Genomic DNA, 24,157 nt, shown 5'->3' with positions numbered 1-24,157 from the left:
CCTTTATTAATGAGTTATTCCAGTATTCCCACTTGGTTCATTCATCACTAAATCATTATACAAACGCAGCACAGCCATTCGCGTGTATTCGCTCACTTCCATTAATGCACGTTCATCATCTTCACCTACATCTATTGTCTCACAATCAAGTTCAGCAAATTCGATAAGATGTTGGAAGGCATCTTGTGCTTCTTCGTCATGAAATCGCGCTACACCAATACCTGCTAATTTCAACGACTCAATAAACCCTTGGCACCATTCGCTAAAGGCTTGCGCCCGCACCAGTAGAGACTCAAACGCATCAGGAAGCAACATTTCAAATCCAAAATCTAAGCAGCTAATTTGTTGTTGACTTATTGAAAAAACAGCAAACATGGCTAAAACAGCATTACGACTTGCTTCATCTTTTTTATTATTCAATAAGGCACGCAAATAAGCTTCACCTTGAATATCTGCGCCTGCACATAGATAGCCACACATCGCTCCATGTAATAAGCTGGCAGATATCTGTAAGTTTAATACAGCAATATTCTCAGAAAATTCATCATAATTAGGCAAATGCAACCGCTCTTTTTCAGACATAGTCAACTCTTTTATATAAAGTAGCCTCCATAATAACCGATTTAATGCAAGCGTTCACCCTACTAATTGCTGCTTGCACGCAAAATTGTTACTATTCTTACAATTCAGTGGAATTACAAGGTCTATTATTATGACTCATATGAAAACTTGCACTATTAAATTACTTAATTCAACTTATGAAATTAAATGTCCTGAAGGTGAAGAGGCTAACTTACATCTGGCAGTACAAAAATTAAACAACCAAATACTCATTAATAAAAAGAAATCAAAGCAACTAGATAATCTACAAGTTTTGTTACTTGCTGCTCTTGATATAAGCCATGAATTAATATTATGTAAGAATAAACATGCCTATCAGCAACATCAAGTAACCCAATTTATTACTTCATTAGAAAATAAAATTAATAAAATGGTGGATGGTGAATTGTTAGAAGGTATTTCGGATTAATCGCTTGCCCCTAAGTTTAGAAAATGAACTATTTAGGGCGTTTAATACAGTAACGTGATGTGCGAATAATAACCCATTAAAGGGATTAAAAATGAGACGCCAATGGTATATAGGCTTTGGAGTGGCCCTATTAATTACTCTTGCCATCTTTATTATGCTGAATGATATTGTGTGGTTTTTTGTTTTTCTTACACCGCTTATAATCCTATGGATCTATGATTTAGTGCAGACACAGCATACCATTTTACGTAACTTCCCTGTCTTGGGTCATGTACGTTACTTTTTAGAGTTCTTACGCCCGGAAATTCAACAATATTTCATTGCTACCGATGAAAGTGAGCTTCCATTTAATCGTGAAACACGTTCGCTTATTTATGAACGAGCAAAAAATACACGTGACACCATACCTTATGGCACTGAACGTGATATTTTGAGTACAGGATACACGTGGGCTTTGCACTCATTAGCTCCAAAACATCACTCAGAAGTAGAGTCTAGAATCACTGTCGGCGGCCCTGATTGTTTACAACCTTATAATGCTTCTCGATTTAATATTTCGGGTATGAGCTTCGGCGCCTTGTCAGGAAAAGCTATTATGGCTATGAATAAAGGAGCCATGATCGGGGGGTTTGCTCAAGCGACCGGTGAAGGTGGTTTAAGTCCCTATCATCTTCAAGGTGGCGATATTATATTTCAAATAGGAACTGCTTATTTTGGTTGCCGTGATGAGCAAGGTAATTTTCATGAAAAAGAATTTGCGGTGGAAGCAAACCGTAAAGAAGTAAAAATGATAGAAATTAAACTCTCACAAGGTGCTAAACCCTCTCATGGTGGGATCTTACCCGCAGCTAAGCTTACTGAGGAAATCGCGAAAGTCAGAAAAGTTCCCATGGGCCAAGATGTAATGTCTCCGATTGCCCACACTGCATTTACTACTCCTGTTGGTTTACTCTATTTCATAAAAAAATTACGTGATTTATCTCATGGAAAACCAGTTGGATTTAAACTATGCCTCGGTCGAAGAGATGAATTTCTCGCAATCTGTAAAGCAATGTTAAAAACCAACATCTTGCCAGATTTTATTACCGTTGATGGAGCAGAAGGAGGCACTGGTGCTGCGCCAGTAGAATATACCAATTTTATTGGTACACCTTTAGAGGCTGGATTAGTTTTCGTGCATAATGCGTTAGTAGGAATTAATGTACGCGATAAAATCCGTATTATCTGCAGTGGTAAAGTTGCTAATGGATTTGACTTGCTCACCAATCTCGCCTTAGGCGCTGATATGTGTAATTCCGCAAGAGCAATGATGATGGCTGCAGGTTGTTTACAAACCAAACAATGTAATGCAAATACGTGTCCAACCGGAGTAGCAACGCAAAACAGACGCTTACAATATGGCTTGGTTGTAGATCAAAAAAAATATCGAATTGCAAATTTTCATAAAAATACCATGAAGAGCTTTTTAGAAATGGTTGGTTCATTAGGTTTAGATAATCCTAGTGATTTGAAACCCAGTCATATTATGAGGCGAGTTAGTGTCCAAGAAGTGAAGTCTTTTGATGAGATTTATGAGTATCTTACTCCAGGACAGCTATTGAGCTCTGATATTCCTGAGAGTTATAGAATCCATTGGGAGCAAGCCAATCCAGAAAAATTTTGAGTGCTTCAGGGTGAGTATATTGTTTCGTTTTATTCCATTGCCTATAACAAACCTCTAAGTTTTCGAAAGAACGTCGCCCTCCCCAAAAGAGGCTGGATTTGAGCGCAAGATATGACCCAAATGCAGCCTTTCGGTACGAGACGTGAATGCTCACCTTTTATCTCCATGAAATTACTTATTTGAATTGCATATTAATGAATTGCCAAGGATCTGAAAAATCTAATTCTTCAAAATATAATTTTTTCCTATTTTGTAACGGCGTCCAATCAGTATAGTAACCGCTTACCTTTCCAAGATAAGGCAAAGCATTTTGTAAAATCTCCTCATAATCTAACTCTTCCGGTTCCATTAAACCTTTATTAGGATGTCGCATAATCCAAATAATCCCACTAATCAACCCCGCAACAACTTGTAAACTCGTTGCATTATTATGAGAAACGAGTTCACGGGCTGATCCTATGGATAAAGTAGAGCCAAACCAATAAGCTCCCCTAGGATTACCCATGAGTAAAACACCAAGCTCATCGACTCCTTCCACTATTTCTTCAACAATTAACCGGCTATTTTTTTGGGAAACCCACTCGTTACCTTGCAATTCATGAATAGAAAGAATTGCATCAGGACAGGGACAATAAGCATAAAGAACTGTTGGTCTATATAAAATTGCATTACCATAGTTCAATGTGAGATAACTCGAAATTGAAGTTGTTTCAGGATGAGTAATTAAAAATCCCTGATAAGGACCAAAGCTTGGAGTCCAAGATCGAATTTTAAAACTACCACTTGGTCGTTCTATATAAATACTTGACTTTTTCCCCCGTGAGTGAATTTTTCCATCGATAGGAAAATGCCGCTCATGACTCCCCCATCCTATTTCTACAGGTTGTTTCATTTCCTCGATAAACCCTTTGATAGACCATGTATTAACAAATTCACCCAATCTTTTAGAGGCGAGTGTAACCTGTGTATCATGTTCTGCAATGTGAATTACTTTAATATTCAGTGTAGAGGCAAGTTGAGCCCATTCAAATTGATTTTTGGGAGTGGTCAATTGAAGATTATTATCCTTGGCCAAATTTAATAAAGCTTGCTTCACAAAGTGAGAAACTAATCCAGGATTAGCGCCATGAGTAAGTACGGCTGTTTTGTTAACTGTTTTCTTTAATTTTAAAATTTTTTCCCTTAACCAATAATTAGTCCGCTTTTCCGGAATATGTTCTTCAAAAAGACTTTCTCCCCATTCTTCTATAGAAGCATTTATATAGAATGCTTGTTTTTCATTGCACAGTTGAATCATAGAAGCACTTGAAATACCCATAGAAACATCAATAACTAAATCGTCTAATGCAAGTTGATTACCAATAATTTCTTTATAATTTTGTTTCGTAATCTTTTGAATAAAAAAATTAATTGCAAATTTGTTGGCAAGTGAAATGGAAGAATCATCATCAGTGATAATTAAAATTTGCGATGGAAGAATATTTAAGCGATTAACTAATAAGGGTAATAACGCTTGGCCAATACAGCCGAATCCCAATAGAATAATTTTTTTATTAAAAGTCTCTTTTTTCATACCAATTCCTTTTGGCGGATTTAATTTATATTATAGTTATCAGATAGCTTATTATCGTAGTACTTATTAAACCTAATCAAAATTTTAATTAATAAACACAAGGACATGTGATTATGGCTTTATTGTGGGTACGCAACGAAACACACCCCTCAGAAAAAAGAACGCCAATTATTCCAGAACATACATCAGTAGTAATACAACATGGACATAAGGTTGTAATAGAAAGTTCTAATAATCGTGTTTTTCCTGATTCCCAATACATTAAAACAGGTTGTTCCATTGCTCCCAGTGGGAGTTGGGTATCTGCTTCGAAAGAAACGATTATCTTAGGTTTGAAAGAACTTTCTCAGACCAATATACCCCTAATGCATACACATATATATTTTGCCCATGCCTACAATGATAAAAAGGTTTTTCATGAGGACTCTGGCATTTCAGCATTAATGCAACAATTTCAGCAAGGCAAAGGGATGCATTATGATTTAGAGCTATTAGTCGATAAAAATAAGCGGCGTATTACTAGTTTTGGTCGAGAAGCAGGACTTTCAGCAGCATGCATTGGTCTTTTAATTTGGGTTCAAAAACAACAGGGTATGGCCAGACCCTATAAAATCAAGTCATTTTATACCAGCCTTCAAGAGGGATTAAATGATACCCAGAAAGCTGTGGCTTCTATAAGAGTTAAGCCTAATGTGCTCATCATAGGAAATGGCCGTAGCAGTCAAGGTGTCATCGACGTCCTGCAACGATTTGAATTACCATTGACTCAATGGGGACGTTATGAAACGAAATCCTCAAAGAAATTATTAGAAATACTCAATTATGATATGTTTTTCAATTGTATCTGCGTTAAAGATGATATAGAGCCTTTTTTACGCATCGAACAAATGCATGCTGGCCAAACTCTTTCCCTAATTGTTGATATAACTTCAGAAACATACAGTTATAATCCTTTGCCCATTTATACCGGTACTACAAGTTATGAAAATCCAACCCATTGCATTCATCTCAATGAAAAAAATCTTGATATTGTGGCTATTGATAATTTGCCTTCGTTTTTTCCATTAGAAAGTAGTATCTCTTTTTCATCACAGCTCTTACCTCATTTAGTTCAATTTTTAAATAAAGATATAACATACCCATGGCAAATAGCTGGTGAATTATTCCATCAAGCACTGCGTATCCTGTAAGACTAAAATCAGTATTTAGCTATTTTAAAAATACAGAGATAAAGATAAGATTTATCATAAAATTTAAGATGTTGTGCAAATCATTGAGATGAATGATGGGATCATATTTACATCAAGGACGTTATACACCACTTGTGCTGGTGACGTGCGCCATTTATTTGATAACTTGGTTTATCACCAGCGCAACCAGTAATGTAATTCAAGCCACCGTTATTCAACAACATGCCGCATCACAAACATTCCCTGTAGTAAGGCATTTCGCGTCAGTACTCTTTACGTTTTTATTAGTACTTTCTTGTTTAAAGTTATTTCAAAAAATACATTATCAACGTTTACTCATGATAGTTGTTTTGTGTGTGCTCATAGGGCTTATAGCCAAATCGGTTTCTCTCCAAACTTACTCATTTATTTCTGCTTTCGGTAATTACGCGTTAAATTTAAGTGAAGCATGGCGGCAATTGTTTGTTCATCCTGCTTGGCGAAGTACTGTAGAAGGTATCTTAACGGGGTTGGGGATGGTCGTAAATCTACGTGCTATTGGTATAGAAGAAGCATGGATGGTTCATATCGAAGCATTCGATCGTTTTTTATATATTCTAGGGGGCTTATTGATACTATTTTGGTATTTTTCAAAAAATAGCACTTTGGCACAACCCGATGCACCCCAAACGACCTTTTCCTTTAAGATATTATTCACAAGTTATCATTATCTTTTTGTGCTCACGTTTTTGAGCGGGTTTAATGAAGGCTTATTAAGCTTTATACCAACCATTGCTCACCAAGTATTACCAGATAAACCAATAAAATATTATCAATACGCCGCATGTTTTGGTGGGATAATTGGACCTATGATTATGGGGCGCTTCGGAGATAGATTGGGTATTTTATACATGCTCTTTGTGACTACTGGATTGCTTTTACTCTGTCATTTCCTGGATATGCTTTTATTACAAAGAAGCGGTTCTTTCATCAGAATTTATTATGGGACAATATTTTTGGAAGCTGCTATGATAGTTTGTCTTATTTCACTGACTACTGCACTCATTGGGGAACGTTTACGAACCCATGGTATATTTCGCGTATTTGCACTTGCTAATTTAATTGCTTCGCTGGGAACTACAATCAGCATGCGCTTGAAAATTATTACAGCTGATTCATTATTCACCTATAAGATCATGATAATTACAATCAATATTTTTTTAATAGGAATGTCTGCTATTCTTTATTGGCGCATGTCTTTGAAAAAGGGATTGACTTCGATATAAGTCATCACTCTTCAGGCTCATCATATTTTAAACGTTTGCCAATAGTAGGGATAAATTTGGCTAATTTAATGAGCCGTGTTTGTGCTACTTTTTTATAGGCAGTATTAAATACAGCTTCAATGTCTACATAATCAAGCCATAGAGTTTGTAAGGTTGACAATATGCGATATCCCATCTCTACATTTTCAGCCAACATTTTATCGATCATTCGTGTCAGCTTTTCGTTTTTTGCAGCTTCTTCTGCGTTAAACCCTAAATAATCAAGCAAGAGATTATTGGCAATATTTTTAAAGTCAGAGTATTGTGATAACTTTTCACCATATAACTCGAAATCTTCAATATCATCTCCGAATACTCTTCGTGCTTCTTTCATCACTATTTTTTTACTCGCTAAGTAAGCAGCGATTTTTTCACCCCGTTTAATCTTATCTTTGGTTAATAGAGTTTCAGCAATTTTGTCCGCTTTTTCCTTGTAAAGCGCCTCGGCTATATCACTATCACTTAATGAACTGTTCATCCGTTCTTTCATGTTTTCAAACATTAATTGAAAAGACTCATTAAGCAGCTTGGGAATAGGCAAAGTTCCGTCAAAAATTCGACCATCTGCACTAAGTGATACAGGTAATACATCGAGGGGTTCAAATGCCCGTGTTTCGTTATTCCAAACTGGTTTTCGATCTACAGCCAGTAGCGTAAGTTGCAAGCACGTCTGTTTCAGTAAAGGAGCTACAACCTGTTCGTAGCCATACTCTCCAGCATTAGCTATATATGCTCCATAACTGACTGGGATGGGGCAAGGGTAAACATCGTGTGCATATTCATAAAGCAAGTCATCTAAGCGTTGCTTAAGCTCTGGATGTTCTTTCTCAACTTGCTCTCTTTTTTTGTAGCAATACACCATCATTTCTAGGGTACGTTTGATACGCGGAAGCATCTCAATTGGACTTAGTTCATGACAATCTCTAAAAAAGATAGTAGCCAAGTGATCTCCACAACCGGGTAATTTCTGATAAAGCGCAACGTAAGCGCCTCGAGTACGATACATTTTTTTATAACTTAGAAAATTACGAAACGAATCCTCAGCGGCTCCCATATGGCTCACTGCCTGCATCATTAAGGTTGTTAAAAGTTCAGGTGGATATCTATTATCAAAATAACCGAAATTGCTCACATCAATATTAAAGTGAGCAACGGTGGTAGGATCACCAGGGTTATCTAATTGGTACATAAAAATTCTTTTCAGTGGTGTCATTTCCACTTCATAGATTTCAAGCTCAGCTTCTCGAGTCAACTCTTCTTTATGAGGTTCTAATTCGGCCAAAGCTTCAGGAGCCAGTTGGAAAACCAACTCCCATCGCTCACTTGGAACCATATCTATCTTTTTGAGTTGACGAATATGCTTCTCTTGTAAAGCTAAAAGAAACTCACCAGTACCCCTTGGACCAATTAATACACTGAGTGCCACATCATATTTGGGCTGTAGTGAAAAGGCAGAAATAAGGAGTTCTTCTAATGCTTGCAGTTTCTCTGCTAAGATCTCTTTGTCAGGTAGACCAATTTCTCGATACAAATCAGCTTCACAAACGTGTCGATGCTCATCTTCAATAATGAGTTCAAAAAGCTCCGCTGCGACACCGTACTTGTAAAAAATATTAAAAACCTCTTCAACCAAACCTTCGCAAACTAAATTCATAACAACCATACCTACTTTGAGGCAATCTTGGGCACGAATGAATTCACAAATACGTTCAATTTCTTCGTTATAAGCGGGAGGTGTAGCATAAGGTGCACAGAGCGTAAATATAATTTTGGTAAAAACAATAGCATGATAAATTTCATCTACTAATTGAGCACGCATCCGTTTTTTTAACTCTGGGTTATGCATTTTATCTTCAAAACGCATAGGTAATTGAATACCCAAAACCTCCAATTGCGCCATTAACGAGAAAATATAAAGATACAGAAGCTTGTCATGTTTTATTGCAAAAGGTAGACCATTTTTAAATAGCTTTTCTACTCGATTTTTGATGTCTTTTCGTTCGTCATCGGTGATTTTGTTCCATCCCTCCAGGATCCATTTTTCAGAACCCCAAAAAGGTTTTAGAAGTGTATCGAGATCTTCCATAATTAGGTTCCATGTGACGAATAAAGTTGATAGATCATATTGAGTACTTAATAAATTTAATGCTTACGATGAACAACATATCGAGCTAATTCTTCAAGCGCGCTTTTATATTCTGAATCGGGTAAAATACTTAAGGCATCAATAGCAAAATCAGCTTCTTTATCCGCAATATCTCGGGTGTATTCAATCGCTTTAGTTTCAGCGATAGCATCTAATATTGAGGGTAAATGTAGCAGTGTTCCTTGCTCTAAACTTTCTCTTATTTTTAGCTGCTGTTCTGCTGTGCCATGTTTTAGGGCTTGCAGCAAAGGCAAAGTTATTTTACCCGTTGCTAAATCATCCCCAATATTTTTTCCTATTGTTTGAGCATCCGAACAATAATCCAAAGCATCATCAATCAATTGAAAAGCATTTCCTAAATGCAACCCATAAGAATACATCGCTTTCTGAATTTCATGATTTGATTTACTGATTAGAGCACCCATAGTAGCGGATGCAGCAAAAAGGAGTGCTGTTTTGGCACGAATCATATCAAAATATTCTTCGACAGAAAGATTCGAATTATGACGATTAGAAAATTGCTGGATTTCTCCACAACCCATCTGAGGCGCTATACCAATAAGTAGCTGAATAATATCGATATCACCAACCTCAACCATAAGCTCCAAATATTTGGTGAATAAATAATCCCCCACTAAAATACTTGCCTTATTGCCCCATATTTTGTTGGCCGTTTCTCGACCGCGACGAAGGGTTGAATCATCGATCACATCATCATGCAATAGAGTAGCTGTATGGAAAAATTCAATCATTGCTGCAAGCATGATATGCTCTTTTCCTTCATAACCACAGGTACGGCTTGCTAAAAGAACTAACAAGCATCGTAAACGTTTACCACCGCTTTGGATAACATGATGAGCTATATCATCGATTAATTGGATAGGAGATTTTATTGTTTCAATGATTAAATGATTAACTGCTTCAAAATCTTCACTCACTAAATCGCGTAAATGATCAATTCCCATTACGTATCCATAAATAAAATATCTTTTGCATGCTAAGCTGGGAATATATTCAATGTCAATACATTCTCTATAGCATCATGCAAGGGTTAAATAGTAGGGATGCCCTAAAATGATTTATAATTTTTATTATAGATCAAAAAAAAGAATTTACTTCCATTTAATATTACACCCAATACTCGGTTTTTGTTCCGCACTGACAGGTTTTCCAGCCAGTATGCTTTCTAGTGCATTTTGTAAATGTGAACCCGTTACCGGTTTATTATTACCGGGTGTTGACTCATCAAAGCAACCTCTATAAACACAGAGTAACTCTTTATCAAAAATATAAAAATCAGGCGTACATGCTGCACTATAGGCTTTAGCAACGTCTTGGGTTTCATCATACAAATAAGGAAAAGGATAGTGAAATTGCTCTGCTTCGAGGCACATTTTTTCTGGACCATCTGCAGGGTATTTTTCCGCATCATTTGAACTGATCGCTATAAATTGGATCCCTTGTTTTTGATAATTTTCAGCTAACTCAACGAGCTTCACTTGAATATGCTTGACAAAAGGACAATGATTACACAGAAACATAATGACGGTTGCAATAGATGATCTACTTTGTGCCAAAGACACCATTTGATTGTTCCGTGTATCGACTAAATTAAAATCAGCAGCCTTGCTCCCCAGTGGAAGCATAGTTGACAAGGTTGCTACCATAACGCCCTCCTCTTGTGTGTCAAAAGCAGCATTACTCTACTTCATAATTTGATTTTATTGACACCGTTATATGCACGATAAAAAATATACAGACTTTTTCTCTTATTCTTGACTTTAATCAAGCTGGCCATGTTATAATCTACTTAACCCGATAGCAAGTGATTTTAGAACCAATGCTAACAGCATGGGAAGCATCCTGAAATCGGCGTTGTGCAAGCCCACCCTGAGTGGGAAGCCTGAACCGATTCATCCGCTACCCACTTGAACCGAAAGGGTTCATAATCCATGTCTGTCGGGGCTATCCTTGCACCAGTTGTTTCTTTAATAAAAGATATTCATCACGAACTTTCGCAGCCGCTTCAAACTCCATGTTTTTAGCATGTAAATACATTTGCTTTTCCAGAGTATTAATGTGTTTCATTAACTCTTGAGTTGACCAATGCTTATATTCTGGGATCGATTCTGCAACTACGGCTTTGCGCTTTCCTGCGTAAGCGCCTTCCATAATGTCTGATATGGATTTATTAATTCCTTTAGGTGTAATCCCATGCGCTTCATTAAACGCTTTTTGTTTCTCGCGCCTTCGGTTTGTTTCTTCCAAAGCTCTTTGCATGGAACCGGTTATTTTGTCGGCATAGAGAATTGCTCGTCCTTTCATATTACGTGCAGCACGCCCTATAGTTTGGATCAAAGAACGATCGGAACGTAAAAATCCTTCTTTATCTGCATCAAGAATAGCTACCAAAGCAACTTCGGGCATATCCAAACCTTCACGTAATAAATTAATCCCTACTAAAACATCAAAAACACCTAACCGCAAATCACGAATTATTTCTACTCGTTCTACAGTATCAATATCCGAATGCAAATAACGCACCTTAACTCCATGCTCATTCAGATAATCGGTTAAATCTTCTGCCATTCGTTTCGTTAAAGTAGTCACTAAAACTCGTCCATCGTGTTGGATCACTTGGCGAATTTCCGACATTAAGTCATCGACTTGAGTACGAACTGGACGAATTTCCACCTCAGGATCCACAAGGCCTGTTGGGCGAACGACTTGTTCAGCAACATTATCAGCATGTTCTTGTTCATAAGAACCTGGCGTTGCCGAAATGTAAATCGTTTGTGGTGAACGCGCTTCAAATTCTTCGAACCGTAACGGTCGATTATCCAGCGCGGAAGGAAGCCTAAAACCGTATTGCACTAAAGTTTCTTTACGTGAGCGATCACCCCGATACATTCCTCCAATTTGAGGCACGGTGACATGAGACTCATCGATAATCAATAGCGCCTCGTCCGGCAAATAATCAAATAAAGTAGGCGGAGGTTCACCTGCCTCTCGTCCCGATAAATAACGTGAATAATTTTCGATACCGGAACAATATCCCAACTCCAACATCATCTCGATATCAAAATACGTGCGTTGTTCTAAGCGCTGTGCCTCAACTAATTTATTTTGTTCCTTAAACTCAACCAAGCGTTCTTGCAGTTCCTCTTTCACCCAATCGACAGTTTGCAAAATACGTTCACGCGGTGTGACATAATGGGTTTTAGGAAAAACGGTAACCCGAGGTAAGCGGTGCAAAATTTCGCCAGTTAGCGGATCAAATTGAGCAATATTTTCTACTTCATCATCAAATAACTCAACACGTATTGCCTCTTTTTCGGAATCAGCGGGAAAAATATCAATAACATCGCCATGCACACGAAATTGACCACGTTCTAGAGAGAAATTGGTGCGAGTGTACTGCATTTCAGCGAGTCGTCTTAAAATTTTACGCTGATCGGATTGTTCTCCGCGGGAAAGATGTAATACCATACGCAAATAAGAATCAGGATCACCCAAACCATAAATTGCCGAAACAGTTGCAACGATAATGGCATCTTTACGTTCAATTAAGGCTTTGGTTGCAGACAAACGCATTTGCTCTATGTGGTCATTGATGGATGAATCCTTTTCAATAAAGGTATCTGAAGAAGGCACATAAGCTTCCGGCTGATAATAATCATAATAGGAAACAAAATATTCCACCGCATTATCCGGAAAATAAGCTTTGAATTCACCATAAAGCTGGGCAGCAAGCGTTTTATTAGGAGCCATAATTAAAGTAGGCCTTCGCATAGCTTGAATTACATGTGCTATAGTAAAGGTTTTACCTGAACCAGTGACACCTAAAAGGGTTTGTTTGGCCAAACCTGATTTCAGGCCATCGATTAATGAGGCTATGGCAGTTGGCTGGTCACCGGCAGGTTGATAATCGGCGTAAATTTTAAATAAATCTTTCATATCTTTATAGTATATCTCACAGGAGAAATAAATGAATATCGCATTGGCAACACGCGTGCAAAAAGTTAAACCCTCACCTACTTTGGCTGTAGCTGCAAAAGCGACCCAAATGCGTGCACAAGGGCATGATGTGATTAATTTAGGTACAGGAGAGCCTGATTTTGACACACCTAATTACATCAAGGACGCCGCGATTCTTGCCATTCAGCAAGGTCATACTAAGTATACCGCAGTAGATGGAATACCTGAATTAAAGGAAGCCATTAAGAATAAATTTAAGAAAGATAATGGTCTTGATTATCAACTGAATCAAATTTTAGTCTCCGTGGGTGGAAAACAAAGTTGTTATAATCTTTGCCAAGCATTACTTAATCCCGGTGACGAAGTCATTATTCCTGCCCCTTACTGGGTTTCTTATCCAGATATGGTCTTACTCGCTGATGCAATTCCAGTAGTTATTTCAACAACGCCTGCGCAACGCTACAAAATCAATGCTCAGCAATTAGAACAAGCTATTACTTCTAAAACACGGCTGATCTTTTTAAACAGTCCATCGAATCCTTCGGGGGTAGCGTACACATTAGATGAATTAAACGCATTGGCTGAGGTATTGAAAAAACACCCACAAATTGTTATTGCAACTGATGATATGTACGAACATATTCTTTGGAGCCAACCTTTTGCGAATATTCTTAACGCCTGTCCTGAGTTATACGACAGAACCATCGTACTCAATGGAGTCTCCAAAGCCTATGCCATGACTGGATGGCGCATAGGATATGCTGCGGGCCCTGCCTCTTTAATGAATGCAATGAAAACCATTCAATCTCAATCCACCTCAAACCCTTGCTCGATTGCGCAAAGAGCAGCAGTAGCTGCATTAACTGGCGGTCACGAGAGTGTTTTAGAAATGGTAAAAGCCTTTCATCAAAGACATGATTTTGTCGCTTCACGATTACAAGATATCCCTGGAATCGAGGTCATCCCAGCTGATGGAACTTTTTACATTTTCCCCAGTGTACAAGCCATTATTGAAAAACGCGGTTATGCCAATGACCTCGAATTTTCAGAAAAATTGTTAACTGAAGCAGGAGTCGCGTTAGTCCCAGGATCCGCTTTCGGTAACGAAGGCTGTATTCGTCTTTCCTTTGCGACCAGTATGGAAATACTCCAAGATGCACTCAATCGTCTTCAAGATTTTTGCAAATAAATTCTAAATCCGTTCCTCGCTGCTGGTAAGCGAGGACCATTTTTCGTTTAATAGTTAAACGAAAATTCTCAAAATAAATCAGATTTAAAAAATTATTATTAAATCTACTTGACCCCCAGCCAGAATCGTTTTAAGATTCGCCCACATTCCCCGGTAGCTCAGCCGGTAGAGCGGATGACTGTTAATCATTAGGTCACAAGTTCGAGTCTTGTCCGGGGAGCCAATCCCAGTATGGGTTTTGGCGAAACTCAATCAAACCTTAAATTTTACGTGTCGAATATGTGTCGAAGTTTGAAGGAAATTTCAGAAATTCCTAACACTAAGTGCATTGATACTTGACCTAAAGGTTCATATATTCTTCATCAACCAGGATCAACTCCTACACAAGCAACTAGATCATCAAATGCTTTTTTAAGATTAATTATTTCCTGTTGATTTGGTCTTACTTCCTTATGAACAAACCTCCAGGGATGATGATAATCATTTCTAATACATGATAAATATTCTGTTATATTTCTTTTTTCGCGTTCTTCAAGTTCATTGAAAGGGCTTGTTGGGAGAGCTATAAAGATATCAAGTAAATCACCAATACTTAATTTATATGGCTTTTTATTTTTATAATTTATATCGTTCTTCTTCCTTTTCTCGAATTCATCAATAAATGACAAATAGGATTTAAACATGATCAAACATATCGCAGATTCAATTCCATAAGTAAGGAGCAAATATGTCGACAACTCAATATTGTTTTGGTCGAATATTATATCCATTTCATCTTTTATTTTATTGATTAAAGAGGTCCCCTTTTTTATTAAAATTATTGAATCGCGAAGATGGATATTATATTTATCAAGTTTATTATGGAACTCTTTAGAATTTTCTTTTATTTCTTTACCGATTTCTGGAAATCCAATCGTACAAAAAATTTCACTCAGTTTTTCAAAAATAATCTGATTATATTGTTTATCAAGATCTAGCCAAGACTTTGGAGCTTCAGATATAAAAAATGTTTCATCATCTTTTAAACCGTGTTGTATCTCTATATCTCTCATTTTCTCGGAAATAGGATTAAGTTCATCGTTATAATCACCATTAAGCCATTTTCTTTCATTCTTAGAGTTCACAATAGAGCATAAAAGAGTATAGCTTTCTAACGTGCGTTCATTTCGATAACGAGTTGAAGCATTATTTACTAGCTCATCAATCGTTTGCATAATTTTTTCTTCAAATAAAATTAAAGTTTGTGCGTTGTTGCATTCCTTGTTAAATGCCCAATATTATTTCTCTTGTGATTTCATAAATGCTATGATTTTTAATTTTAGTTCATGTGCTTGATCAAAGATTATATCTAACCATTGTTCATATTCTCGTTGACTTTTTGAGTCAGATGCCTTGTCTCTAGGATCCCAGTTTTTGTTTCCAATTATTTGTCTTTTTTCTTCAATTTGTTGTTCTATTTTCCTTACAGATTCTATAAGCTCATTAATCCAACTATCTCTGTTCATTACTATTTCTCCAATTTAGTTGAATCATTTAAATCGATCATATTGTATATGTAATTTTTTAGATATAAGTTTAGTTCATTACATCGAGCCTGAATGTAGACTCAGCCACAATCCGTTATATTGAGCTTTTCGAACAGCCCAGATTTCGTTTCACTTCATCCGGGCATTCTGGCAGTAGTAATTTCTTCTCAATAAGGCCGGCTTAATATCAATTGGCATTGCGAGACACAAGCATTTTTCTGTTGAAAACAGGCTAGATCCATAGATTGCCACTCGGCGCGATTTCTAGCTAAATTTCTTGATTGAGCAAAACAGCTTTCTCTGTTGGCATAGCACTGCTTGTTACAAGTCTCATATTCCATATTTTTATAATTATTAATATCCGCTTGAGAAGGCGTAGCGTGTATTGTTGGCAAATAGGCGCCACAAAGTAATATTACAAAAAATAAATTATACCATTTAACCATTATTAAGTTCCTTCTATATGAATGGCTATTCAGGGTTGCTACTAATATTTTAGACTATTTGTAAAAAATATGGATTAAATTACAGATCTGAGGCGAACACGAATTAGATTCACGGCAAAAACCTTTGTCCGCACCTCGTAGAGCCACAAAAAGATTCATAGCTGCGTAAAATTGTATTATAGATAAAATTTCTTTAGTTTGAGTTTCAATTCATTTGCATTCGCTGAAAGTTTTTCCAAGTTAAGCTCTTCCTTTGTAATTTTTTCTTTTTTTGACAAGATATCGAGGAAATTTTTATAAACACTTAGCAAGCGTAGGCTGGGCTGCTAAGCCCAGCATGTCTAATCTACTCACCAAACCAGGATTTCTTAAAACAATCACCACAAGCCCAATGAGCACCCAAGATTCCTTCACGAATAAAGCGATGGATACTTGAGTAAGGCCAATCTGAAGGATTTTTGACATAGCCATGTTTCACTGGATTATAATGAATGTAATTGATGTGGTGCTCATAGTCGGATGCATCGCGTATCATGTGCTCCCAAAACCTGCGTTGCCAGATACCTCGCTCACGTTTTCTTTGTCGGGATGTTGATATTGTTTCATAAGGCTCAATTTGTCTGGAAAAAGTTGCCTTTATTAAGCTTAACCGTTTTGAATAATCAATATCATTGGGTATTAAGGTCATTATCATATGTGCATGGTCAGGCAAGATGACAATAGCGTCTATATAGAAGGGATGTCGCTGCTGGACTTTTCTAAATGCGAATCTTAAATCATCGATACAATCAATGAGTAAATTGCTTTGTCTATATTGCAAATTTAATGTGAAAAAATAGGTGGCACCTGGCACCAATGCTCTTCGGTATCGCATAGAGTTGGACTTTCTTAATATTCCTTTTCGGTATTTATAACCAAATTCTTGAAGATATTCAATGAAGATTTCTGGGCTTATCAGCCCAGCCTACACTGATTTGATTTTTTATATAAACCATCTTTTTTAATTACATCGAATTTTTTAGCTGATGCATCACTGCATACAAATTGTTTGGAAATTTAGTTATATTAATTATTTCATTTCAATAAGTTAACTATATAGAGTCTGCAAATATGCATACTAAAAATATTAACCCAATTAAAATTTGATGCATCAATGCATACTGTTTTTTGTATGTTTATCGAGCATTAACTGAATTTTTTCATTCTCTTTTTTTTCAAATGCCTTTTTATCCTGTAAATACAAGGAATTACACGCCTCAGCAAATGCTGCGTAAGGTGTGCTGTCTTGATTAGGTACTTAAATGACGTCATCGAAATATTATAGATACCACATTTCTAAGAGGATAATTTTGTAGCACATTTTAATTGCGTGTTTGTGATTAAATTACTCCATTTAATCAAATGAATTGTAACTTAGGTTTCGTTAGTGGGACAACTGGGACTGATGGGATCCCTGATGGTTATTGGGTTTTATTTATCCCACCAAGTTTTTTTATGATGGGACAGGTGAGACAAATTCAATCACAAATACGCAATTGAAATGCGCTAATAAATTAAAATAAGCAAGAAATACGATAATTAACCAAGCAAGCATAATGAAATCAATTAAAAAGAAGAGTCTTACACCTTTCGCATTTCCATTGGATGCTTAGGAAATCCTTTGTTTATAAGCATCTTGCTAGGTTTTGAAGAAAAAATTTGGAGAAAATCGCGGTGAATCACTGGTGAACAATCGTGGTGAAGTTACTAAATTGAAAACACATAGAGTGGATAAGGTTTTCCGTAACTATTTTTTTACTCTTCACCGTCTACATTCACCAAGGGTTCATCATTTTTAAGCTGTCTTACACCCGTGTATGGGCAAATAAAAGCTCACTCTCCTCCCCAAATTTTATCCGTAAAGAGATACAACCTTGGAGTACCAACGCCCCTAATTCGAGGTTTATTTGAGGCCTTGCCATCAGATGCAGGAATAATCCAATCGTAATTGAGCAGCACTCTGGTTACCATGCGTTGATCAAATCCTTTGCATAGTTCATTCTTATAAACCTCTGGCAGAACCATAAACTGACGAAAGCCTTCATCATCCACTCTATAAAATCCCGCTCTATTTTGAATGCGTTCATTATTAGGCGCTTTGACATTATCAAATCGACTGGTACCATGAGACTCGAAGAACGCCCGTACTTGGGCGAGTATTGCTCGATCTTCTCTGTTCCCATCTGTGCCAAATGTTTCTTGCCATGACTGGAAACACAAATTAGCTGCTTTGAACGAATCACCTTGTTGCCATCCAGTAAGACCAAACTGAGTGGCTAACTCTCCAGCTGTGGCTACAAGTGCAAACCGTCTAGCTACTCTTGTGATCTGACCGGTAGCTTCTTGGTTTATCACGTTATCAACAAATTGCTTGCTCCTATTACTCATGATGGGAATAAGCATTTGGCGATTGGAAACTAGATTTTCTAACCATTTCATTCCTACTGTTCCATAATAACGATTCGCATTTTCATTTAAATTTATGGCTAAAGTGGCAGGATTAAGATGATCGTGTAACTGTTCGAAAAGTCCCATACCTGCACCAGCATCTGCTTCAATATCGGCTAGCCTAATTTCTTGGCCAACATTAGCCCGAAGTCCTGCTTTTGCCATTAGTCCGGCTAGTGATTCCTCACCTGCTGAAAGAAAAAATAATGACCAACTAGTCGATGATTTTACTGTTCCTGATCGAGTCGCTCGCGTTTTTCCTTGTCCATTGGCTAATAGGTATGCAGCTTCTCGTGGATCAATCTGGCTAAGCTCATCAAGAATCAATAATCCGTCATTATGCAAAGCGGCTAAACCTTCTAATCCATTCGAAGTACTACGCCATACACGACTATAAGCTTTAGGATTACCCCAAACTGAAGCTGCTACTTTCAATGCCGTACTTTTGCCTGATGAAGAAGCACCTCTAAAATGAAAGCCACCTGAATCTTCACCAGCAAGCTTAGCTAAACTTGGTGCAAACGCTGTAGCAATGCAAAAATTAACCGGGAATTCCCCAAAGCCATACGCCCTATTGAATCTCGCCATTCCTCTACTGTCCCTACACAAGATAATGCAGGTTCAATAACATGGGTATTTTGAAAAACAACTTTTTCATTGGCATTGCCAATTGCATCATGAGCGGTAACAAAAACATCGTCATACCAACCTAACTTATCCACACAACTTATTTTGAAATGACCGCCGGCATACTCACAAACAACGGGGCGAGTTTTAGTATGAGGTAATGTAATAACTTGATTAAATGCCATACAAATTTCTCCAGCTAAATTTTACGGAAATCGCCACAGATAAAAATCCAATTGGCTTCATTCCTTGAGCCGTTAAACAACAATAAAACTTATTCGTTAACCAACGCCAGCAATTGACCCACATCACTGGTTGAACGATAAACTTTTTGTTGTTGGAGAAAACTCAGTACATCACTTTTGCGATACAACACTTTACGCCCGATTTTTAAATAAGGAAGGCTTGTACCTGCCCAACGATTACGTTCGAGTAATTGGGTTGAGCAATTTAATACCGCAGCAACGGTTTGTTGGTTAAATAATGCGGATTCTGGTGCAGAATCAAATTCGTTTAATAGATCGAGCCTAGATAATTTTGCTATAGACATCTTGAAACCTCATTAAGTTGATTATTCATTGCAACTGTCTGTTGCGCCCATCTTGCATCCTGCGGCATCCAGCACAAATGAATATCATCTTTTATCGGCCTCATGCAGATAAATTTTTATGGTGATATCGTTTTCCATTAATTCTTTGCTTTTGCGTTTTCTATTTACGGCAAATTCAAAGTATGAAAAAGTATTACTTAAATTATAAAAGCATGTCAAGGGAGTTAGTGTCGATTAAAACAATAAACCCAAATACTCCATTTCGAGAAACTCAAGCAGGGACGGTTCCATTGACATTGATTATTCCTATGCATATCTCTATTTGTTACGTTAATTTATTATTGCATATACAATTTTTGAAATAATCGATTTTGTAACCATACCCAGCGCCGGTAAATATCTCCTGTGTACTGATTTGCTATTTCTCGCGCCTTGTCAATTGCAGATTTGAGTATTCTTGGTTCGGTATGAAATAAATCAATAAAATTTAGGGCTGCTTCCGAACCACCAAACAAATAAGCTAAATCATTTTGTAAAAAACTCTCCCAGGTTAGAGTTGAATCATATCCAAAACGCGCAAAAGCAAGGTAATTGATTTCATTAATTGGATTAAAGGAACTTACTTCACCAAAGATTGTCGCACCTTTCAATCCAGTTTGATAAGCAAGTCTCATCATTTCAGAAAAACGTTTGCCAACAAATGTGTAACGCTCTTGCTGCCATTGTGACCCCATATGAGTACGTAAAATATTAATAGGTTGTGGTAATTTTTTTACATGCTCTGAAGTTAATTGAGATTTTAGCTGTTGCCAATAGTGCCTATTTATGCAGAATTGATATATTGAATCAGTTGGCAAATCACTTAAGGGGGCTAGTGCATCTAAATCCAGTAAATTATCCCAATAAGACTCGCAAATAAGCCATGCATCACTCTTCATTTTTTTAACGGCGGTAAATAATTGTGGATAAACCTCTGCCATATCGTGCACAGACCATTGTTGATGAATATTGCGACGCTTGTTACAAGTAGAACATTGACATATCCCATAATCACCAGTTTCAAAATTAATACCACCAATATCAAAAGTTTCAGCTAGCCATTGAAGTGCTTCCACATGATAATTAATATTTTCTGGTTTTGATGGACAAGCAGCATTTAAATAAAATGTTTCAGGTAAATGTAATCTTTGAAAATCAGGAAGATTAAATTCTGAAGGCTGTGAAAATTCGGCACGTAAAAATGGGTGCTTTTTTAGCCAGTTGCTTAAATGATATGGATGAGAACCTTCCCAATAAATTCCACCATAGCAATTAATTCCTACCCCTGGAAAAATCCTAACTCCGCGTTCCTTTGCATAATTACAAATAACTTGTGCTGATTCAATACCTCCATGACTATCACGTAAAAATCCATAAATGGTTAAACCATTGATACGGTGAATTGACATATAATCTATTAATCGAAAATAGTCATTTAAAAAACCATCCTCAGGTTTAGTGTAAGAATTCGCAAAACCAATTTCTTGCAACCCATGTTGTTCTAAATACCAGTTCGTACTGTGATCCCAAGTCCAGAAAAACCGATAAGGCAAAGAGGGAAACTCATGAATAGTTAAACTGTCAATGAAAATAGAATCTTCTTGTTTGATTTTAGTTTGTAATGCGCGTACCGCATAAACAACACCAGCAATACCTCCACCAACAATATTAATGGCAGGACAATTGGATATATTGCCATTTTGGATTGAAAAAGAACCCTCTATGGCACTATTATCTACTTTCAATAGAATGATTAAGTGGGCATGTTGCACACGTTTTATTTCTGATGGTGAATCAACAATTATTTTGCTCTTAGGAAAGTAGTCTTTAAGTAAATGTATTACAAATGAAGAATGATTTGTGCTCGTTAATATAGCTACGGTTGGATAAGATGTATTAATAATGATCGGTAAGTTACTAGTATGGAATTCCATTCGGGTATCCTATTTTTTGTTTGATTGTCTCTAATTTTTTTTCTTCTTGAGAAAGAATCGCATTGTATTCTTCTGTTGAAACATAAGTGGTTGCAGCAGAATACTGCAACTGATAGCCATTAAAAATAGAATTAAAAATAAATTGAACCCGAGACATATGAAAATCAGAAGTTACTATTATTATTTTTTCAGGAGAATGTTTATCAATAATTTCCTTAGACAATAAAGCATCTTCTAAAGTATAGGTACTTTCTACCTCTTCTAAAATATCATCTTCTGATATCTTATTTTCTATAAGGAAAAGTTTTGCATAAAAGGTATGAGGCTTATCTGTGCGATTAAAATGATCACCATAACCACCAGTTAATAGTATTTTAGAATTTCCATGTTCTTTATAATCTGATATGCCTTTCATTAATCGAGCAGTAGCAATGTGAGACAACTCACCTTGATCATTGTTATAAGAACCAAGTATTAAAATTATATGTTCCATGTGTCTCTTTTAAATTAAACTAATACTTTTCTCATTACTTTATGAATTAATTCTGCTTTTGAATTAACTCCAAGTTTGGCCTTTATATTTTCTAAGTAATATTCAACAGTCCGAGGCGAAAGCCTAAGTATTTTTGCTGTCATTTTAGTTGTTTTTCCTTGAATCAGGTGCTGAAGACAATCTATTTCTCGTTTAGATAAATAGACTCCATCTAACTCATGTCCAGGTAAAATATTATTTATGGATTGCAAATGATTTTTTTTAACAAATAAGCCAGTATTGAAAATATGCATCAATGATTCAGCTAATGAAGCCTCCGCATATTCTCCCATAACAATAGAAAATCCAAAGGCACCTATTATCTTATTTTCTGAATTATACCAAGGAAATTTAATGGAAAGAGCAGGGTAGCTTATATCGTCTAAACGCGAAAAATGTTCTTCAACAATTTTCATTTCACCATGTTTGCGGACACGTTTATCATGTTCGAGGGAGATACTAGCAGTAACTCTATTCGTTACTCGTTCGATTGTATTACCAATAGCGGCGTTGGTAGAAGAAAATCCGGTTAATTTTGCTGTAGAATCATTTAGACTTAAAATTTTACTTTCATGGTTAGTAAAATAGACATTCAGTGGCATATTAAATATATCTTTTATAGTCATTGAGTCATCCACTATCTCGTTAGGCTTACACAATTTAATGCCATTTTGATGAGGTTGAATCAATTTTTCTTGGTGTAAATCGTAGTCCCTATACTTCATACACAACTCTTTATCAGTTGATATCCTTGCAAAACATTTGTATCAACTTGGTTGTAAGCTAATATTTTATCTCACTTGGGCATACTATTAGACTCATCTCAATTAGCCTCCCGCTCAATTTTACCTTAGCCTGATTATAATCTAATTCTAATTATTGTGCTCAATTCAGATTTCATACCAAATTTTGCAATGCATATATAACATCTTGAATTAAGATAAATATTTTACACATTGCGCCCCTTAATAATATTAAATAAATTCCCTAAATGCTAAGTTTTTTTGTTTCACGAGAGCTATAAATTTACATCTATACCGTATTTATTACGGTAATTTTATCTTGAATATTGGCCTAGGATCCCCTCGCTAATTAAAACTGCCAAGAAACGTTTGATATAAAGCCTCGCAGCTAAAAAATAGCTTTTGGCAAAAAAGCAGGACTGATTTTTAATCAGAAGTACAGGATTTAAATATGGAATTACCATGGACGAAAAAAGTATTATTGAAATCACTCTGGGTACTGAGGAGAAACAAAAACTAGTACAGGAGTTTAACGAAATTGTATATAACCCTTTAGGGGGAGAGCACTATATCCAATTGCTCCGAAAAAAAATATACACGATATTACCCGAAACATTAATTAATACGCTTACAAGCCAACGTAGTACTAATAGACTAGTTTCGGCAATAGTGATTAACAATGTTCCCATCGATGAAAACATTCATGGAAGTCCAACCTTCGAGCAAACAGGCAAACTGTTTAAATCAGGAACCTTGAGTGAAAACATCATCACTGCTTTTGCTGCTTTGGTGGGCGAACCCTACTCCATCTATTTTGAGGGGCAAGAGCTTGTTAATAATTTAACACCACAAGCCCAAAATCAATTTGATTATACAGGATTGGGTTCTGAAGTAGAGCTTGATTTTCACATTGAAAACGCAGCATTACAGTATGTTGCTGAGGATGATTATTCACCATCGGGACTATTCTTTTTAGGTATCCGAATTGATGAAACCATAGAGCCCACCAAAACACTCATCGCAGATACCCGAAAGGCTTTAAAATTATTAAATCCTTTTGATTTGAAGATCTTATATGGAGAGAATTTTTATTTAAATCTCCCCTATCGCTGGCGGGAAATTTTCTCTCAAAACTCAATGGTTAAATGTTCGGTCTTAAGAGGAACATTGAATAAACCGCGTGTGTCTGTTGCTTTTTAC

General features: G+C 36.6%; 20 protein-coding genes, 1 tRNA gene, 1 other RNA gene and 1 pseudogene. 8 read left to right on the top strand and 15 right to left on the bottom strand.

All coding sequences use genetic code 11. The annotated features are described in order from the left end of the window. Positions 1–6 precede the first annotated feature (6 nt). Positions 7–582, bottom strand: a complete 576-nt coding sequence (locus Lgra_RS07015) for a UPF0149 family protein (RefSeq protein ID WP_058498535.1) — start codon at positions 580–582, stop codon at positions 7–9. Between the two features lie 130 nt (positions 583–712). Between Lgra_RS07015 and Lgra_RS07010 the strand changes: the two genes are divergently transcribed. Next, positions 713–1,030 (top strand): cell division protein ZapA, encoded by a 318-nt coding sequence (locus tag Lgra_RS07010; RefSeq protein ID WP_058498534.1) that lies wholly within the window; start codon positions 713–715, stop codon positions 1,028–1,030. 91 nt (positions 1,031–1,121) lie between these two features. Further along, positions 1,122–2,693 (top strand): FMN-binding glutamate synthase family protein, encoded by a 1,572-nt coding sequence (locus Lgra_RS07005; RefSeq protein WP_058498533.1) that lies wholly within the window; start codon positions 1,122–1,124, stop codon positions 2,691–2,693. 175 nt (positions 2,694–2,868) lie between these two features. On the opposite strand, the gene Lgra_RS07000 is transcribed toward Lgra_RS07005, so the two are convergent. Next, entirely contained in the window at positions 2,869–4,266 is a 1,398-nt protein-coding gene (locus Lgra_RS07000; RefSeq protein WP_058498532.1) for a saccharopine dehydrogenase C-terminal domain-containing protein, read from the bottom strand. Positions 4,267–4,379: 113 nt separating this feature from the next. Between Lgra_RS07000 and Lgra_RS06995 the strand changes: the two genes are divergently transcribed. Both Lgra_RS06995 and Lgra_RS06990 read left to right on the top strand, forming a co-directional pair. Further along, a complete protein-coding gene (locus Lgra_RS06995) occupies positions 4,380–5,456 on the top strand; it encodes a Rossmann-fold NAD(P)-binding domain-containing protein (RefSeq protein ID WP_058498531.1) in 1,077 nt (358 codons plus the stop codon). A gap of 92 nt (positions 5,457–5,548) precedes the next feature. Then, positions 5,549–6,721: a hypothetical protein gene (locus tag Lgra_RS06990; RefSeq protein WP_131743525.1), complete on the top strand. Its 1,173-nt coding sequence runs from the start codon at positions 5,549–5,551 to the stop codon at positions 6,719–6,721. Between the two features lie 4 nt (positions 6,722–6,725). On the opposite strand, the gene Lgra_RS06985 is transcribed toward Lgra_RS06990, so the two are convergent. The 3 genes from Lgra_RS06985 to Lgra_RS06975 form a co-directional block, all read right to left on the bottom strand. Then, the gene (locus tag Lgra_RS06985; RefSeq protein WP_058498529.1) at positions 6,726–8,846 is read right to left on the bottom strand and encodes a hypothetical protein; all 2,121 of its coding nucleotides are present in this window, start codon (positions 8,844–8,846) and stop codon (positions 6,726–6,728) included. 56 nt (positions 8,847–8,902) lie between these two features. After that, positions 8,903–9,871: a polyprenyl synthetase family protein gene (locus tag Lgra_RS06980; RefSeq protein ID WP_058498528.1), complete on the bottom strand. Its 969-nt coding sequence runs from the start codon at positions 9,869–9,871 to the stop codon at positions 8,903–8,905. A 147-nt stretch (positions 9,872–10,018) separates the two neighbouring features. Then, the gene (locus tag Lgra_RS06975; RefSeq protein ID WP_058498527.1) at positions 10,019–10,573 is read right to left on the bottom strand and encodes a thioredoxin family protein; all 555 of its coding nucleotides are present in this window, start codon (positions 10,571–10,573) and stop codon (positions 10,019–10,021) included. A gap of 133 nt (positions 10,574–10,706) precedes the next feature. On the opposite strand from Lgra_RS06975, the gene ssrS reads away from it, so the two are divergent. Continuing rightward, positions 10,707–10,877: non-coding RNA, 6S RNA (gene ssrS, locus Lgra_RS17215), on the top strand. Here the strand turns inward: ssrS and uvrB are convergent. Further along, a complete protein-coding gene (gene uvrB / locus Lgra_RS06970; RefSeq protein WP_058498526.1) occupies positions 10,872–12,863 on the bottom strand; it encodes an excinuclease ABC subunit UvrB in 1,992 nt (663 codons plus the stop codon). The genes ssrS and uvrB overlap by 6 nt on opposite strands. Positions 12,864–12,894: 31 nt before the next feature. Between uvrB and Lgra_RS06965 the strand changes: the two genes are divergently transcribed. Beyond that, positions 12,895–14,073, top strand: a complete 1,179-nt coding sequence (locus Lgra_RS06965; RefSeq protein WP_058498525.1) for a pyridoxal phosphate-dependent aminotransferase — start codon at positions 12,895–12,897, stop codon at positions 14,071–14,073. A gap of 147 nt (positions 14,074–14,220) precedes the next feature. Then, positions 14,221–14,296, top strand: a tRNA-Asn gene (locus Lgra_RS06960). A 139-nt stretch (positions 14,297–14,435) separates the two neighbouring features. Here the strand turns inward: Lgra_RS06960 and Lgra_RS06955 are convergent. The 9 genes and pseudogenes from Lgra_RS06955 to Lgra_RS06915 form a co-directional block, all read right to left on the bottom strand. Then, positions 14,436–15,287: a hypothetical protein gene (locus tag Lgra_RS06955; RefSeq protein WP_058498524.1), complete on the bottom strand. Its 852-nt coding sequence runs from the start codon at positions 15,285–15,287 to the stop codon at positions 14,436–14,438. A gap of 63 nt (positions 15,288–15,350) precedes the next feature. Continuing rightward, on the bottom strand, positions 15,351–15,578 hold the full coding sequence (locus tag Lgra_RS06950; RefSeq protein ID WP_058498523.1) for a hypothetical protein: 228 nt from the start codon (positions 15,576–15,578) through the stop codon (positions 15,351–15,353). Positions 15,579–15,766: 188 nt separating this feature from the next. Next, the gene (locus Lgra_RS06945; protein ID WP_058498522.1) at positions 15,767–16,045 is read right to left on the bottom strand and encodes a hypothetical protein; all 279 of its coding nucleotides are present in this window, start codon (positions 16,043–16,045) and stop codon (positions 15,767–15,769) included. 346 nt (positions 16,046–16,391) lie between these two features. Next, positions 16,392–16,919, bottom strand: coding sequence for an REP-associated tyrosine transposase (locus Lgra_RS06940; protein ID WP_058498521.1), 528 nt, complete (start codon positions 16,917–16,919; stop codon positions 16,392–16,394). Between the two features lie 998 nt (positions 16,920–17,917). After that, positions 17,918–19,257: pseudogene (locus Lgra_RS06935) on the bottom strand (DUF927 domain-containing protein); the annotation flags it as partial. A 176-nt stretch (positions 19,258–19,433) separates the two neighbouring features. Beyond that, complete coding sequence (locus Lgra_RS06930) at positions 19,434–19,709, bottom strand: helix-turn-helix domain-containing protein (protein ID WP_058498520.1); 276 nt, start codon at positions 19,707–19,709, stop codon at positions 19,434–19,436. A 338-nt stretch (positions 19,710–20,047) separates the two neighbouring features. Then, positions 20,048–21,682 carry a hypothetical protein gene (locus Lgra_RS06925; protein ID WP_058498519.1) on the bottom strand — a complete coding sequence of 545 codons (1,635 nt, stop codon included), beginning with the start codon at positions 21,680–21,682 and terminating at the stop codon, positions 20,048–20,050. Further along, the gene (locus tag Lgra_RS06920; protein WP_058498518.1) at positions 21,666–22,175 is read right to left on the bottom strand and encodes a YdcF family protein; all 510 of its coding nucleotides are present in this window, start codon (positions 22,173–22,175) and stop codon (positions 21,666–21,668) included. The genes Lgra_RS06925 and Lgra_RS06920 overlap by 17 nt, the downstream gene beginning before the upstream one ends. A 14-nt stretch (positions 22,176–22,189) precedes the next feature. Continuing rightward, the gene (locus Lgra_RS06915; RefSeq protein WP_058498517.1) at positions 22,190–22,939 is read right to left on the bottom strand and encodes a LuxR C-terminal-related transcriptional regulator; all 750 of its coding nucleotides are present in this window, start codon (positions 22,937–22,939) and stop codon (positions 22,190–22,192) included. A 480-nt stretch (positions 22,940–23,419) separates the two neighbouring features. Between Lgra_RS06915 and Lgra_RS06910 the strand changes: the two genes are divergently transcribed. Continuing rightward, positions 23,420–24,157 (top strand): hypothetical protein (locus Lgra_RS06910; RefSeq protein WP_058498721.1); only part of this gene is annotated, 738 nt, incomplete at its 3' end.

Source organism: Legionella gratiana (assembly GCF_001467695.1).
GTDB classification, from domain to species: domain Bacteria; phylum Pseudomonadota; class Gammaproteobacteria; order Legionellales; family Legionellaceae; genus Legionella; species Legionella gratiana.
This window is presented reverse-complemented; position numbering and strand designations above follow the sequence as displayed.

What these genes read in the sequence shown, in the direction of transcription:
- Lgra_RS07015 (WP_058498535.1), bottom strand. Translation starts at nt 582, where the DNA reads ATGTCTGAAAAAGAGCGGTTGCATTTGCCTAATTATGATGAATTTTCT.
- Lgra_RS07010 (WP_058498534.1), top strand. Translation starts at nt 713, where the DNA reads ATGACTCATATGAAAACTTGCACTATTAAATTACTTAATTCAACTTAT.
- Lgra_RS07005 (WP_058498533.1), top strand. Translation starts at nt 1,122, where the DNA reads ATGAGACGCCAATGGTATATAGGCTTTGGAGTGGCCCTATTAATTACT.
- Lgra_RS07000 (WP_058498532.1), bottom strand. Translation starts at nt 4,266, where the DNA reads ATGAAAAAAGAGACTTTTAATAAAAAAATTATTCTATTGGGATTCGGC.
- Lgra_RS06995 (WP_058498531.1), top strand. Translation starts at nt 4,380, where the DNA reads ATGGCTTTATTGTGGGTACGCAACGAAACACACCCCTCAGAAAAAAGA.
- Lgra_RS06990 (WP_131743525.1), top strand. Translation starts at nt 5,549, where the DNA reads ATGATGGGATCATATTTACATCAAGGACGTTATACACCACTTGTGCTG.
- Lgra_RS06985 (WP_058498529.1), bottom strand. Translation starts at nt 8,846, where the DNA reads ATGGAAGATCTCGATACACTTCTAAAACCTTTTTGGGGTTCTGAAAAA.
- Lgra_RS06980 (WP_058498528.1), bottom strand. Translation starts at nt 9,871, where the DNA reads ATGGGAATTGATCATTTACGCGATTTAGTGAGTGAAGATTTTGAAGCA.
- Lgra_RS06975 (WP_058498527.1), bottom strand. Translation starts at nt 10,573, where the DNA reads ATGGTAGCAACCTTGTCAACTATGCTTCCACTGGGGAGCAAGGCTGCT.
- uvrB (WP_058498526.1), bottom strand. Translation starts at nt 12,863, where the DNA reads ATGAAAGATTTATTTAAAATTTACGCCGATTATCAACCTGCCGGTGAC.
- Lgra_RS06965 (WP_058498525.1), top strand. Translation starts at nt 12,895, where the DNA reads ATGAATATCGCATTGGCAACACGCGTGCAAAAAGTTAAACCCTCACCT.
- Lgra_RS06955 (WP_058498524.1), bottom strand. Translation starts at nt 15,287, where the DNA reads ATGCAAACGATTGATGAGCTAGTAAATAATGCTTCAACTCGTTATCGA.
- Lgra_RS06950 (WP_058498523.1), bottom strand. Translation starts at nt 15,578, where the DNA reads ATGAACAGAGATAGTTGGATTAATGAGCTTATAGAATCTGTAAGGAAA.
- Lgra_RS06945 (WP_058498522.1), bottom strand. Translation starts at nt 16,045, where the DNA reads ATGGTTAAATGGTATAATTTATTTTTTGTAATATTACTTTGTGGCGCC.
- Lgra_RS06940 (WP_058498521.1), bottom strand. Translation starts at nt 16,919, where the DNA reads ATGCGATACCGAAGAGCATTGGTGCCAGGTGCCACCTATTTTTTCACA.
- Lgra_RS06930 (WP_058498520.1), bottom strand. Translation starts at nt 19,709, where the DNA reads ATGTCTATAGCAAAATTATCTAGGCTCGATCTATTAAACGAATTTGAT.
- Lgra_RS06925 (WP_058498519.1), bottom strand. Translation starts at nt 21,682, where the DNA reads ATGGAATTCCATACTAGTAACTTACCGATCATTATTAATACATCTTAT.
- Lgra_RS06920 (WP_058498518.1), bottom strand. Translation starts at nt 22,175, where the DNA reads ATGGAACATATAATTTTAATACTTGGTTCTTATAACAATGATCAAGGT.
- Lgra_RS06915 (WP_058498517.1), bottom strand. Translation starts at nt 22,939, where the DNA reads ATGAAGTATAGGGACTACGATTTACACCAAGAAAAATTGATTCAACCT.